This window comes from Acetobacter sp. P1H12_c, assembly GCF_018811975.1.
GTDB classification, from domain to species: domain Bacteria; phylum Pseudomonadota; class Alphaproteobacteria; order Acetobacterales; family Acetobacteraceae; genus Acetobacter; species Acetobacter persici.
In genome coordinates this window covers 17,824-31,368 of record NZ_JACRVR010000012.1, presented here as the reverse complement: position 1 = coordinate 31,368, position 13,545 = coordinate 17,824, and the positions used below count along the sequence as shown (strand labels likewise).

The following is a 13,545-nucleotide window of genomic DNA, read 5'->3' as shown; positions in this document are numbered from 1 at the left end:
CGCGTGGCTGTGCTATCCGCTTGCCCATGCGTCAGTTCCTGGATTTCGAGAAGCCCGTCGCCGAACTTGAAAACAAGATCGACGAACTGCGGCAAATGACCGACCCTGAAGGGGTCAATATCGCCGAAGAAACGGCCCGCCTTTCAGAAAAGGCGGAGAAGCATCTTCGTGCCATTTATGCCAAGCTCACACCCTGGCAGAAGGTGCAGGTAGCGCGCCACGCGCAGCGCCCGCACACACAGGACTATATCAACGCTTTACTGACCGAATTCACGCCTCTGGCGGGGGACCGGCTGTATGCGGATGATAAAGCCATTATTGGCGGCATGGGCCGCTTTGATGGTCAGCCTGTGGTGGTGATTGGCACGGAACGCGGTTCCGACCTTGAAACCCGTCTGGCCCATAATTTTGGCATGGCCCGCCCGGAAGGCTACCGGAAGGCCCAGCGGCTGATGAAGCTGGCTGGCCGTTTCAACCTGCCGATTCTCACCTTTATTGATACCGCAGGCGCATGGCCGGGGATTGATGCCGAACAGCGCGGGCAGGCGGAAGCCATTGCCCGCTCCATCGAGGTCTGTCTGGACGCTCCGGTCCCGCTGATTGCCACTGTGATCGGGGAAGGCGGATCTGGCGGGGCGGTGGCTCTGGGTGCTGGTGACCGCGTGATGATGCTGGAAAACGCCATTTACTCCGTCATTTCGCCGGAAGCTTGTGCCTCCATCCTCTGGCGTGACCCCAAGCAGGCCAGCACGGCAGCCGAGACGCTGCGGCTGACCGCGCAGGATCTGTCCCGCCTTGGGCTGATTGACCGGATTATCCCCGAGCCGGTGGGGGGCGCGCAGCGTGACCCGAAGGCGGCTCTGGCCTCCGTGCATGATGCGCTGGCGGAGGAACTGAAAAGCCTGACACCGCTGGCTCCGGCCCGGCTTAAGGAACTGCGGCGCGAGAAGTTTCTCGCCATGGGGCGTGAAAACCTGTCCTGAGCGGACAGGCCTTAACGCATTCCGGCTTCAGGGCGGTGGCTCCCCTTCCACGGGAGCGCCGCCTTTTTCTTTGAGCAGATTATAAATGGCCTGAGCGGCTTTCTCGACCTCCGCCGTGTCCTGCCCTTTGGCAACCAGCGCGACACCCCGGCGGCCATCCTCCCGGTGGAAGGGGTAGGAGCCGAGGTCAAGATCGGGGAAGCTGTTCTGAATGGCTTCCAGCCCTTCCGCCAGAGCGCCCTCAAACAGGGAAGTGGTGTGCCATGTGCGGGAAAAAACCGGCGCGCCCTGCTTCAGGCTCGGGGCAAGTGCTTCAAACATGGCGCGCATGATGCGCGGGACCCCGGCCATCACATGCACATTGCCAATGGTAAAGCCCGGCGCAATGGAGACGGAATTGGAGATAGGCGTTGCGCCGCGCGGCAGTTTGGCCATGCGCTGGCGGGCGGTATTGAAATTCTCCGCGCCAAAATGCTGCTCCAGCAGCGCAAAAGTCGGCGGATGGATCTCCCACGGCACGCCAAACGCTTCAGCCACGCAGGGCGCGGTAATATCATCATGCGTGGGGCCAATGCCGCCGGTGGTGAAGACTTCATCAAACCGGGCGCGGAGGTCCGTCACGGTGTCAATAATCGTGTCCCGGATATCGGGAATAACGCGGATTTCCCGCAGGGGGATGCCCAGTTCTCCAAGCCGGGTGGCCAGAAACTGGATATTGTCGTCTCGGGTGCGGCCGGAGAGAATCTCATTCCCGATCAGAATGAGGGCTGCGGTGCGGCGCATGAAAAACCGGTCCTTTCAGCGTGGTCCCTTGGGTGGGAGCAAGCGGCTTATGGAAAAATGAGCCGGGGGCAGCCTGTGGTCAATGGCCTCATAACTGTGCGGGTGAGCAAAGCCGTGCGTGTTTTTGGATTGACCGGGAGCGGTGCAGTTCATAGCTTCCGCACCATGTCCGAAAACCGCTCAAACCCCGAACCTGTTCTTCCCCGCGCATGGCCCTTTGAGGAAGCGCGAAAACTTGCCGAGCATGTGGATGCCCGTGCGGCCGCCAGACCGGATGATGCCGCAGGCCCCGCCCTGCTGGAAACCGGCTATGGTCCGTCCGGCCTGCCGCATATCGGCACGTTTGGTGAAGTCGCGCGTACGTCCTGGGTGCGGCAGGCCTACACGGCGCTGACAGGCCGCCCGACGCGCCTGCTCGCGTTTTCGGATGATATGGATGCCCTGCGCAAGGTGCCGGACAATGTCCCGAACCGTGACCTGCTGGAAAAATATATCGGTCAGCCGCTCTCCCGCGTGCCGGACCCGTTTGGCACACACGAGTCGTTTGCCGCCCACAACAATGCCCGCCTGTGCAGTTTTCTGGACAGCTTCGGCTTTGAATATGAATTTGCCTCTTCCACCACATATTACACTTCCGGCCGGTTTGATGCCGCGCTGAAGCGGGTGCTGGAAGTACATGATGAAATTCTGGCGGTTATTCTGCCCACGCTGGGGCCGGACCGTCGGGCAACCTATTCCCCGGTTCTGCCGCTCCACCCGCGCACGGGTGAGGTGATGCAGGTGAAAATGGATGCCATCGACGCCGTAGCGGGCACCGTCCGCTGGACCGACGTGGAGGGTGAGACATTTGAAACCCCGGTGACGGGTGGCCACGCCAAGATGCAGTGGAAGGCCGACTGGGCCATGCGCTGGTATGCTCTGGGCGTGGATTATGAAATGTCCGGCAAGGACCTGATTGACAGTGTGCGTCTGTCCGGCCGCATCTGCCGTATTCTGGGTGGCACGCCTCCGGCCGGGCTGACCTATGAGCTGTTTCTGGATGAAAACGGCCAGAAGATTTCCAAATCCAAGGGCAATGGCCTCTCGGTTGAGGAATGGCTGCGCTATGCGCCGCAGGAAAGCCTCGGGCAGTTCATGTTCAATCAGCCGCAGCGTGCCAAACGGCTGTTTTTTGATGTGATACCCAAAACGGCAGATGACTATCTGACGCATGTGGAAAAAGCTAAGGCGCTTCAGGCTGCCGACAGTGACAGTGCGGACCTGAAGGCCAATCCGGCATGGTTCATCCATAAAGGCCACATTCCCACTGATGCGGGGAGCCCGGTGCCGTTCGGTATGCTGCTGAATCTGGCCAGTGTGGCCAATGCGGAAACGCCGGAAGTTCTGTGGGGCTTTATCCGCCGGTATGATGCCTCCGTATCCCCCAAAAGCCACCCGATGCTGGCGCACCTCGTCAGCCATGCCATTGCCTATTATGCGGACTTTGTTCGTCCGGCCAAAACCTTCCGTGCACCGACGGAGCAGGAACGCGCAGCGCTGGTGGACCTTGCAGACGCCCTGCGCGGCTATGAGGGCGAGGCAGCCGATGCCGCGACGTTGCAGAATCTGGTGTTTGAAATCGGCAAGCGTCACGCGTTTGAACCGCTGCGGAGCTGGTTTGGCTGCCTGTATGAGGTGCTGCTGGGGCAGAAGGAAGGACCGCGTTTTGGGGGCTTTGTGGCTCTGTATGGCGTAGCGGAAACCGTTGCCCTGATTGAGGCCGCTCTGCTGCGGGACTCTCAGGCATAAGGGCCGGAAGAGTGTTTGCATGGTGAAGAACGTGCCGTCATCACCACAGGGACAGGTGCCTGAGCCCCGCTCGGAAAAAACCGGGTGGCGCAAGTGGCTGAAGCACCTGCCACACCTGATCGGGCTGGCGCTGATGGTGGCCGCCATCGGGGTGGTGCAGCATGAACTGCGGCACCTGCGTCTGGCGGATATCAAGCAGGCGATGATCGCCATTCCCGGCCACCAGCTCTGGCTGGGTGTGGGCTGCACGTTCTTATCCTACTTCATCCTCTCCTTTTATGACCGGCTGGCCGTGATTCAGGTCGGCTATAAACAGATCTCGTTTCGTCGCACGGCGTTTGCGGCGTTCTGTTCCTATGTGCTGTCCCACAATCTTGGGTTTTCGGCGGTTTCCGGGGCGGCTGTGCGGTATCGGCTGTATCGCAACTGGGGTGTGAGCTCGTTCGCCATTGCCCAGATTATTGCCTTCTGTTCCGCGACCTATCTGCTGGGAGCCGCCGTGCTGATTGGCGGCGTGCTGGTGTGGGAACCGCAGGTTATCCCTATGGCGGGCAGCCATGTCCCCGGCCCGGTTCTGACGGTGCTGGGCGTTCTGCTGTGGGTGGGGGTGCTGGCCTATATCGGTATGGCCTTCAAGGTGCGCACCTTTACGTTTCGTAAATGGACGGTCGATCTGCCTTCCCCCCGGATGGCCGTTATGCAGACCGTTGTGGCCGCAGCCGATGTGGCGGCGACGGCGGCCATTGCCTATGTGCTTCTGCCGCCGGGTGTCGGGGTCGATTACGGGTCTTTTCTAGCGATTTACATTGCGTCCTACACCGCAGGGCTGATTGCCAGCGTGCCGGGTGGCTTAGGCGTTTTTGATGGCGCGATGCTGTTAGCCCTCGGGCCTTATATGCCCGCGCCGCAGATTCTGGGCGTCGTGCTGATTTTCCGGCTGTTCTACTACATCATTCCCCTCTTTATGGCCGGGATCATGTTCGCGGGGCATGAACTGTTCCTGCGCGGTGATGATGCTCTGGCGAAAAAGAAAAGCCGGAAGCAGAAGACCCCGGCAGCCGTCAGAATCCGCCCCAGTCAGGTGGTGCGGGAGAGTGAGGCCGATTTCTCAGTGGCTGTCGCGACAGGCACGGTCTCCCTGTGCGGACTGATGCTGATCTGCCTTGTGCTGCTGGACCCGGTGCCGAAATTTGGCATAGTGCAGGCCGGGCTGTTCTCTGCCGCCGGGTCTGTCAGCAATTATCTGCTGTCCCTGATGGGCGTGGCGCTGATTGGTCTGGGCATTGGCCTTTCCCAGCGTGTCACGCTGGCATGGCGGGGCACGCTGGTCTTGCTGGTCACAGCAGCCGTTATGACCTTTCTGCGCGGCAATACTGTTCTGGTGCCTGTCATGCTCGGGCTTTCCGCGTTTCTGGTGGCTCCGTTCCGCGCCTGCTATTACCGCCATGCGCGCCTGCTGAGTGAGCCGCTCTCCGCCTCCACTCTGCTGAGCCTGCTGCTTCTGTTTGGCTGCGTGATTGCGCTGGCCAGCCGGCATGGAGCGGGAAGCTGGTGGCAGATGGTGTTTGTTTTTCCTGCATCCGGGGCGGCGCGCTGGACCATTGCGCTCGCCGTTCTGCTGGCGCTGGTCGTCACCGGCCGTCTGATGTGGCCGGGGCGGATTGCGGTGCGCCGGTGGGATGAGGCCGCCTATGCCGAGTATCTCACGCTGGATCACGCCCTGCCGACCATACAGGACCTTCAGCCGGACGGTTTTGTGGCCGGTGAGGGCGGAGAGGCGGTGATTCCCGTCCGCCGCAGCGGCACCTTTCTTGTTGGTCTGGGGGACCCGGCCGGAGCGCAGCAGGATTGCGTTTCTGCCATCTGGCGAATGCGGGATCTGGCGTTACAGGACGGGCTGAAACCCGTGTTCTGGCAGGTGGGAAAACCCTTTTTGCGCATTTACGATGATATCGGGCTGAGCGTCTGGCCCTTCGATGATGGCACGGGGCTACATTTCTGCTATCCGGCGGATGATATTGCTCTCGCATCGAAATTTTTTGCCACCTATAAGGGCACAAGAGCAGATTCTCCGGCACCTGCCGGGCAATAAGGTTTTATGCAGGGCTTCGTCAGAGGCCGGTTTTGCTGGATATGTGCATGTCGGCTGATTTTACTGCCTCGCTGTTTAGCGGAGGGGCCGCTCGTGTAGCGATCACCTCCTTCCTGCTGGCATTTCCCGCTCTGTTTTCCATCGTCAACCCGTTTGGAGCCGCGCTGATTTTTGCGCAGGCCACGGCGGGCCGGTCCCGGCGGGAGATTTTCGCACTGGCCCGGCTGGTTGCGTTTTATTCCTTTATGCTGATGGTCGTCTCCATCTGGTGCGGCAGTAAGGTGCTGGTGTTTTTCGGGGTTACGGTTAACGCGCTGCGCGTGGCGGGCGGGACTGTGGTGGCTGTGCGGGCATGGAACCTGCTGCAAAGCCCGGAAAGTATGGAAGCTCAGAAGGAAAAGCAGGCCTTGCAGGGCGGCAAGACCGTCATGGCCCCCAACTGGTCTGATTCCGCATTTTTCCCGCTGGCCATGCCCTTTACCGTGGGGCCGGGGACAATTGCGGTTGCCATTGCGCTCGGTTCAGGCAGCCCGCCGGGAGCGTCTTTTCTGGCGTATGAAGGCGGCATTACCATTGCCGCGGTGTGTGTGGTCCTGATTGTCTGGCTGGCTTATTCCGGCTCGGAAAAGCTGGTGTCCCTGCTGGGGGTGACGGGCACGCGCATTGTCAGCCGGATGGCGGCCCTCGTGCTGCTGTGCATTGGCGTGCAGATTCTGGCAGCCGGGGTGCAGGGGTTTGTGGTGGATATCTGGCAGCACATCAAGGCTGCGGGGTGAGCCGCCTTTAACCCCTCACAAGCAGTTTTCTGGAAGGGCAGGCATCGCAGGATGCGCTGCCCTTTTTGTATGGCGCTTTATTCTGCCGTGATCTGCGTCACAGTGGCGTCTTCCGCATGGAGCAGGGTTTTCAGGCGCGCAAGCTGGGCAGAGGCCTGTTCCGCAAAGCCGTAAGGCGGTTTGATAACAACCAGCCCCGCCCCATTCAGGCGGTCCGGGTCCACGGGTTTACGGATCAGCAGTTCAGCGGCCTGCACATCCGGCACGCCTGCGTCCTGCAAAGCTGTATGGAAGGCACGGACAGGCGTGCGATGCTTGATGGGGTACCAGATGGCAATCATGCCGGTGGGGAAGCGCGTGCGGATGGTCTGGACGGCTTCAAGCAGGCGCGCGAACTCGCCGGGTTCTTCAAATGGCGGGTCGATCAGCACCAGACCGCGTTTGGCGGTTTTGGGCGGCAGCAGGGCGCGGAGGGCCTCATACCCGTCGCGCTCATGCACAAAGACGTTCGGGGTACGGGTAAACAGGCCGTAGAGCTTACGTTTGTCGTCCGGGTGCTTCTCGCAACAGATCAGTTCATCCTGCGGGCGGAGCATCAGAGAGGCCAGTAGCGGGGAGCCGGGGTAATAACGCGGGCCACCGGCTTTTTTGACAAGCTCCAGCCAGGGCGCAAGAGGGCTGTCCGGCCCTTCTTCCGCCAGCAGGCCGATGCCCTCTTTCCATTCCTGTGTTTTCCCGGCTTCCTCGCTTGTCATGTCATACCGGCCAATCCCGGCATGGGTATCCAGCACCATAAAGGGGCTGGGTTTGCGCAGAAAATGGCCGAGCAGCGAGACCAGAAGCGCGTGCTTCATACAGTCTGCAAAGTTTCCGGCGTGGAAGGCGTGGCGGTAGTTCATGCAATACTCTCTTGCGGGGCGAAACGGGCGGCCATCTCTTCCAGTGGCCAGCGGGGGCGGGGGCGGACCGTGCTGTCGTCAGGCCGGGGCAGGCCGAGGTCTGCGGCTTCCTGACAGGTTTCAAGGGCTGCCCAGCCCACCATAACGGCATTATCCGTGCACAGCCGCAGCGGCGGGGCAGCAAARCGCAGGCCTGCATCGGCGGCGACCTCTTCCAGCCGGGCCCGCAGCACGCTGTTGGCCGCGACACCGCCTGCGGCAACCAGAAGGCCCGCTTCCGGCATCATTTTCAGGGCGTTGCTGACGCGGTCAGCCACCACATCCGCCACGGCCTGCTGGAAAGACGCGGCGAGGTCTGCGGCAAACTGATGCGGCAGAGGCTCCAGCCTATAAGGCGCGAGCTTTTGGGACAGGGCGGTTTTCAGGCCGGAAAAAGAGAAGTCACACCCCGCACGGCCCATCAGCGGACGGGGCAGGGGAATAGCGTTCGGGTTGCCGGATTGCGCCAGCTTTTCCAGTTCCGGGCCGCCAGGCCAGCCAAGGCCAAGCATTTTGGCGACCTTATCAAAGGCTTCCCCCGCCGCATCATCAATTGTGCCGCCCAGCTTGCGGTAACGGCCCACACCTTCCACGGCAATGCACTGGCAATGCCCGCCGGACACCAGCAGCAGCAGGTAAGGGAAGGCTGCTCCCCCCGGCACCAGTCCGGGCAGGCGGGCTGTCAGCGCATGGGCTTCCACATGGTTGACGGCCACAAACGGTTTGCCGAGCGAGAGCGCCAGCCCCTTGGCAAAACTGGCCCCCACAATCAGCCCGCCAATCAGCCCCGGCCCGGTGCTAGCGGCCACAAACCCGATGTCCTGCGGGGTCATGCCAGCGTCCTTCAGCGTGGCCTGCACGAGTCCGGGCAGGAGGGCCAGATGGGCGCGGGCGGCAATTTCCGGCACCACGCCCCCAAAATCTGCATGGCCGTCCTGCGAGACAACCCTTTGCGCCAGACACACCCCCTCAGCGGAGAGGATGGCGCAGGCGGTTTCATCACAGGACGATTCGATTGCCAGCACAGGTCCGGTGCCGGGGCTGTTTTCTGGCAGGTTCTGGTGGTTCATAGCCCTCTGGCTCCCTGTGCTGTGATGGGAACAAAGCCCTGATATTCCGTATGTGATCCGGGGGCGGAATGGTCTGCTGCGCGTGGGGTGCGTCTCTGGGGCGCGAGTTTTTCAGACCTTTCGGGTATCATGGCTTCTTGTCCTCTCTCCATTCCCGGTAATAGACACTCTTATGGACTCAGCCTACCCTTCCTCGCCCGCCCCTTCGCCCGCGCTGCAGAAAGTTGCGGCGGAAGCGGCGGCCCGCCAGAAAAAGACCTCCGGGCATGCGTCCCGTCGTCTTCTGCCCCTCCGTGTCGGAACCCGAGGCTCACCCCTCGCGCTGGTCCAGACCCGTGCTTTTCTGACCATGCTCACGCGCTTCTGCCCCGTCTTGCGGGATATGGGCGCGTTTCAGGAGCATCAGATCAACACCACGGGGGATCAGGTGCAGAACCGCCGTCTGGCCGAAATCGGCGGGAAAGGGCTGTTTGCCAAGGAAATTCACGAGGCTTTGTCTGACGGACGCATTGATTTTGCCGTCCATAGCCTCAAGGATCTTGAAACCACGCTCCCTCCCGGCCTTGTGCTGGCCTGCACGCTGCGGCGTGAGGATGCGCGGGATGCGCTGATCCTCGGCCCCAACCTGTCCCCGACAGACCCGGATGATCCGTACTCCGCCCTGCCGGAAGGCGCGCTGGTAGGTTGTGCGTCCGTACGCCGTCAGGCCCAGATGCTGCATGCGCGGCCTGACCTGAAATTCGGCCTGCTGCGTGGCAACGTGCAGACGCGACTCGATAAACTGGCAGCCCGCCAGTGTGACGCCACGCTGCTGGCGCTGGCTGGCCTGCGCCGTCTGGGCATGGCGGAGCGTGCGTCTCTGGTTCTGTCCCCCACCATCATGGTGCCTGCCGCCGGGCAGGGCATTGTGGGGGTGACGGTGCGTGAGGACGATATTGAACTGCGCGAACTGCTGTCCGCGATTGAAGATTATGAAGCCCGCGCCGTCGCTACGGCGGAACGCGCTCTGCTGGCTGAACTGGATGGCTCCTGCCGTACCCCGATTGGCGGCTACGCACAGCTGATTCCGGTTGTGGCGGGGGAAGACCCCAAGCTGCACCTGACAGGCCTTGTAGCGCGGGAGGACGGCTCCTTCCTGCTCAAGCGCGCCATTAGCGGCGCGCCGGAAGATGCGGCGCGTCTGGGCAAGGAACTGGGTGAAAGTCTGCGGACGGACAGCCCGGCCGATATTTTTGAAGATAAATAAGGCCGCCTGATGCCAGCCTCCGGCAGCAGGCCCGGCGTGCTGGTCACGCGGCCGGAGCCGGGCCTTTCTGAAACGCTGGAGGCTGTTTCTGCCGCCGGGTGGAGGGCATATGCCTCCCCGGCGCTGCTGATTACGCAGCATAGTCTGCGTATGGCGTCTCCCCGGTTTGCTGCCTGTGTGCTGACAAGCGGGCAGGCCGTGCAGGCTGCGCAGACTGCTCTCCCCCTCACATGCCCGCTCTACGCTGTAGGAGACCGCACGGCGCAGCGCGCCCGCACCGTCGGATTTGCGGCTGTGCAGAGCGCGCAGGGAGATGCGGAAGCTCTGGCGGCACTGATTATCCAGAAGCAGAACCCGGCAGAAGGCTCCGTTCTGCTGTTGTCAGGGGCGCGGCAGGGGATGGCTCTGGCTGCCCGGCTGCGGCAGGCGGGGTTTACAGTTGTGCGGCGCGTGGCCTACTCGGCGCGACCGGTCCGGCGGATCGTCCCGGAGGTGCTGCAAGCCTTGCAGGAGGGGCGGATTAACGTCTGCCTGTTCTTCTCTTCCGAAAGTGCGGCTGGCTGGATTGCGGCCCTCCCTGCGTCTTGCCGGGGGCAGGCGACTCGCACAAGAGCGATTGCTATCTCACAGGCTGCCGCCGCTGTCCTGAAAGCTGCCGGATGGGCAGAGGTCGTCGTTGCAAAGACGCCGGATGCGCGGGCCATGCTGGCGGCTCTGGGCAGACCGGGGACCACGACGGATTAAGGCGACGGACTGAGGCGCAGAGGGCCCGACAGTAAAATCCGCGCATAAAAAAACCGGCCTCCGGGAAACCCCGAATGCCGGTTTTCAGAAAACCGCTTTAAGCTGTGGCCAGTGCCTTTTTAGAGGCACGGATCATCAGAATCAGGCATTGCCGGCGGTCTGCGGGAATTCCGCGCGTTTTGCCTGCCACAGAGCGACAAAGTCGATCGGCTGAAGCACGATCGGCGGGAAGCCACCGTCACGCGTGACATCGCTGATGATGTTACGGGCATACGGGAAGATCAGACGCGGCACTTCAACCAGCAGCATCGGCTCAACAAGCTCCTGCGGCGGGTTGGTCAGGGTGACAACAGCGGCGTAGGCCAGTTCGGCAATAAACACCGTGCGGCCAGCGGCACCGCCTTCCGTTTCCGGGGCTTCCTTGGCTTCGGTTTTGATTGCCAGCGTTACTTCATAAACAGACTCATCGTCCTGAAGTTTGGAAGCCTGAACATCAATGTTCACGGCAATGCTGGGCTGAGAGCGCAGTGTTGCAAAAATTTCTGCGCCAGCGGGCACTTCAAAGGACAGATCCCGCGTGTACTGCAGGTTAACAGCCAGAGGAAGGGCGGGCGGGGCAAGCTGGTCAGAGTCAGACATGGACAAATGCGCTTTCTTAATCAGGTCACACTGAGGCTTTTAGCGGTAGCATGCTGGTCTGGCTTCGCCAACCGCCAGAATGGGATGGACACCATTAAAGAGATTTTCAGAGTGTCCCGCAGAGTTTCGTGACCTCTGCAATGTTGATGGAGCAGGGTTTTATGCGGCCGGGTTTTTCGCGTCCGGTAGAGGCCCGTCAGCCTGTTATGGATGCAGGTGCTGCCAGTCTCCGTTTTCCAGACTTTCACCGCACAGCCCGAGCAGGAACCACCAGTGGGAGACCACAAGCGTTGTGCCTGCATCCGGTTGCTGCGCCATAAAGCCACGGAAGCGTTGTACGCGGTTTTGCAGCATGGCGTCACTTTCCGGCGCTACGGTCCACCAGACTTCATCCAGCGCATCAAAATCCAGATGTGGCCATGTGTCACACAGGGTGGAGGCGTGGGAGCCTTCATCACAGGAATACATGGCGCGCTCGCGCACCAGCGGCGTGATTTCCGGCGTGATGTTGAGGGCGCGGGCCAGAGGGGTCGCGGTTTCCAGCGCCCGGGTAAAGGGTGAGACAAGGATGCGGGTAATGCCTTCCCCCATAAGCTCCTGCACCAGACGCTGCGCATGCACGCGGCCCTGAGCAGACAAAGGGGGATCGGACAGGCCGGGGTCACGCCCAGTGGCGGTGTACAGCCGGTTGAATTCGCTTTCGCAGTGCCGCAGAATAATCATGGTTCCAGCAGTTAGGGACAGCGGACCGACTTCCGCAAGGGGCAGAGAGACAACGCACACGCATTGTAACAGGCAGGGGGCTTGTCTATGTATAAGGGAACGGTCTCCTGAACGATAAGGCTGCGCCTGAAGCCCGGGCTGGTCGAACATGGATGTGTGACAGATGGATTTTTCTTTCGGCCATTTTCCGGTCGACCTGATTCTTTTTGCCCTTGTGGCGGCGTTTCTCGCACTGCGTCTGCGCAGCGTGCTGGGCAAGCGCGTTGGCATCCAGCCTGCTCCCATGCCTGTGCCCCCGCGCGCTGACCCCGCCGGAAAGGTGATCGATGGGAAAGCAGAACCGGTTGAAGCTGTTGTCTGTGATATTCCGGGGCAGGGGACGCGCGTGGGCCAGTTGCTGGTGGATGTGCAGCGGCAGGATAGCGGGTTTACGCCGCAGCAGTTTCTCTCTGGTGTGCAGACCTCTTTCCAGCAGGTGGTCAAGGCCTTTGCAGAAGGGGACCGCGCAACCCTGCAGACGCGCCTGACCCCCGCTGTTTATGCGTCTTTTGAGAGCGCAATTGCCGCACGTGAGGCGGCGGGTGAAAAACAGCGGAGTGAAATCAAGGCGATTCGCTCACTGGCGATTGAAGATGTGCGTCTGGTCCCGCTGGATGTGGGCACCGGGGCGTCGATTGATGTCCGCATCGTTTCTGATCAGATCAGTCTGCTGACGGATGCGCAGGGGCAGCCCCTCACCGGGACGGATGCCGTAACGGAATTTTCTGATCTCTGGACGTTCGAGCGCCTTCTGGGTGTGAACGGCAGCAGCTGGCGTCTGGCTTCGGCGCGGAGTGCGTGAAAGCACGGGCCGGGGCTAAACCAGCACCGCCTGCACGCGCGCAGCGGTATAAGGTTGGCCAGCAACAGATTATCCGGGGGGACTGCCTGCGTGCGCTGCGGCGGATGGAGGCAGAGTCCGTCGATGTTATCATCACCTCTCCCCCGTACAATATCGGCCTGTCCTACCGGAGCTATCCGGACAGGAAGGAAGAGGACGAGTATCTGGACTGGATGCTCGAGGTCGCGCACGGCCTGCGGCGTGTGCTGCGGGCGGATGGCTCCTTTTTCCTGAATATTTCAGGCTCTTCCGCCCAGCCCTGGCTGCCGTTTGAACTGGCGGTCCGGCTGCGGGACCTGTTTGTGCTGCAAAACCATATCTCGTGGGTCAAATCCATCTCGGTGGGTGAGGATAGTTTTGGGCATTTCAAACCCATGAACAGTCAGCGCTTCCTGCATCGCGGGCATGAGCATCTGTTCCATTTTACGTTGCATGGGGATGTCACGCTGGACAGGCTGAGTGCCGGGGTGCCGTATAAGGACAAATCCAATATCGCCCGCCGCGGCCATGTGCAGGACCGGCGCTGCCGGGGCGATGCGTGGTTTATCCCGTATGAGACGGTGCGTGACCGCAAACAGAAATTCGATCATCCCGGTACCTTCCCGGTGGCTTTGCCGGAGCAGTGCCTGCTGCTGCACGGGCAGGAAGACGCGCAGGTGCTCGACCCGTTTATGGGCACTGGCACAACGCTTTTAGCGGCCCAGCGTCTGGGGTGTTTTGGCGTGGGGATTGAGATTGACCCTGACTATGTCGCTATTGCGCGGCAGCGGCTGCGGGAGGATCTGGACGCAGCGGAGGCGTGATCATCGACTGTTTGAATGATTTTTATGAAAATAATCGTTTTGACATTTTGATATGTATCAAACACAACCCTGATAACAGC

At 61.3% G+C, this 13,545-nt stretch carries 13 protein-coding genes; 8 read left to right on the top strand and 5 right to left on the bottom strand.

Features of this window, described 5'->3' with window-relative positions; all coding sequences use genetic code 11:
- Nucleotides 1-26 precede the first annotated feature (26 nt).
- Entirely contained in the window at nt 27-983 is a 957-nt protein-coding gene (locus tag KP699_RS08415; protein ID WP_025829102.1) for an acetyl-CoA carboxylase carboxyltransferase subunit alpha, read from the top strand.
- A gap of 27 nt (nt 984-1,010) precedes the next feature.
- Here KP699_RS08415 and KP699_RS08410 read toward each other — a convergent pair whose 3' ends face one another.
- The gene (locus KP699_RS08410) at nt 1,011-1,766 is read right to left on the bottom strand and encodes a molybdopterin-binding protein (protein WP_215762277.1); all 756 of its coding nucleotides are present in this window, start codon (nt 1,764-1,766) and stop codon (nt 1,011-1,013) included.
- Nucleotides 1,767-1,931: 165 nt separating this feature from the next.
- Here KP699_RS08410 and KP699_RS08405 point away from each other — a divergent pair, with 165 nt between their 5' ends.
- From KP699_RS08405 to KP699_RS08395, 3 genes are read left to right on the top strand one after another with little or no spacing between them, the layout of a single operon-like run.
- Nucleotides 1,932-3,554: a lysine--tRNA ligase gene (locus KP699_RS08405; protein WP_215762304.1), complete on the top strand. Its 1,623-nt coding sequence runs from the start codon at nt 1,932-1,934 to the stop codon at nt 3,552-3,554.
- Nucleotides 3,555-3,573: 19 nt separating this feature from the next.
- On the top strand, nt 3,574-5,646 hold the full coding sequence (locus tag KP699_RS08400; RefSeq protein WP_215762276.1) for a lysylphosphatidylglycerol synthase domain-containing protein: 2,073 nt from the start codon (nt 3,574-3,576) through the stop codon (nt 5,644-5,646).
- Nucleotides 5,647-5,693: 47 nt separating this feature from the next.
- Nucleotides 5,694-6,422 carry a MarC family protein gene (locus tag KP699_RS08395; RefSeq protein ID WP_077930192.1) on the top strand — a complete coding sequence of 243 codons (729 nt, stop codon included), beginning with the start codon at nt 5,694-5,696 and terminating at the stop codon, nt 6,420-6,422.
- Between the two features lie 77 nt (nt 6,423-6,499).
- Here the strand turns inward: KP699_RS08395 and KP699_RS08390 are convergent, their stop codons facing one another.
- A complete protein-coding gene (locus tag KP699_RS08390) occupies nt 6,500-7,321 on the bottom strand; it encodes a 23S rRNA (adenine(2030)-N(6))-methyltransferase RlmJ (protein WP_215762275.1) in 822 nt (273 codons plus the stop codon).
- A complete protein-coding gene (gene tsaD, locus KP699_RS08385) occupies nt 7,318-8,430 on the bottom strand; it encodes a tRNA (adenosine(37)-N6)-threonylcarbamoyltransferase complex transferase subunit TsaD (RefSeq protein WP_215762274.1) in 1,113 nt (370 codons plus the stop codon). The genes KP699_RS08390 and tsaD overlap by 4 nt, the downstream gene beginning before the upstream one ends.
- A gap of 172 nt (nt 8,431-8,602) precedes the next feature.
- Here tsaD and hemC point away from each other — a divergent pair, with 172 nt between their 5' ends.
- Both hemC and KP699_RS08375 read left to right on the top strand, forming a co-directional pair.
- A complete protein-coding gene (gene hemC, locus KP699_RS08380) occupies nt 8,603-9,676 on the top strand; it encodes a hydroxymethylbilane synthase (RefSeq protein ID WP_086655431.1) in 1,074 nt (357 codons plus the stop codon).
- A gap of 9 nt (nt 9,677-9,685) precedes the next feature.
- Nucleotides 9,686-10,420: a uroporphyrinogen-III synthase gene (locus KP699_RS08375; RefSeq protein WP_215762273.1), complete on the top strand. Its 735-nt coding sequence runs from the start codon at nt 9,686-9,688 to the stop codon at nt 10,418-10,420.
- Between the two features lie 141 nt (nt 10,421-10,561).
- On the opposite strand, the gene secB is transcribed toward KP699_RS08375, so the two are convergent.
- Both secB and KP699_RS08365 read right to left on the bottom strand, forming a co-directional pair.
- The gene (secB, locus tag KP699_RS08370) at nt 10,562-11,059 is read right to left on the bottom strand and encodes a protein-export chaperone SecB (RefSeq protein ID WP_077930189.1); all 498 of its coding nucleotides are present in this window, start codon (nt 11,057-11,059) and stop codon (nt 10,562-10,564) included.
- Nucleotides 11,060-11,263: 204 nt separating this feature from the next.
- Entirely contained in the window at nt 11,264-11,782 is a 519-nt protein-coding gene (locus tag KP699_RS08365) for a histidine phosphatase family protein (RefSeq protein ID WP_077930188.1), read from the bottom strand.
- A 163-nt stretch (nt 11,783-11,945) separates the two neighbouring features.
- On the opposite strand from KP699_RS08365, the gene KP699_RS08360 reads away from it, so the two are divergent.
- Nucleotides 11,946-12,623 carry a Tim44/TimA family putative adaptor protein gene (locus tag KP699_RS08360; protein WP_077930187.1) on the top strand — a complete coding sequence of 226 codons (678 nt, stop codon included), beginning with the start codon at nt 11,946-11,948 and terminating at the stop codon, nt 12,621-12,623.
- Nucleotides 12,620-13,465, top strand: coding sequence for a site-specific DNA-methyltransferase (locus tag KP699_RS08355; protein ID WP_212373928.1), 846 nt, complete (start codon nt 12,620-12,622; stop codon nt 13,463-13,465). The genes KP699_RS08360 and KP699_RS08355 overlap by 4 nt, the downstream gene beginning before the upstream one ends.
- The last annotated feature ends 80 nt before the right edge of the window (nt 13,466-13,545 follow it).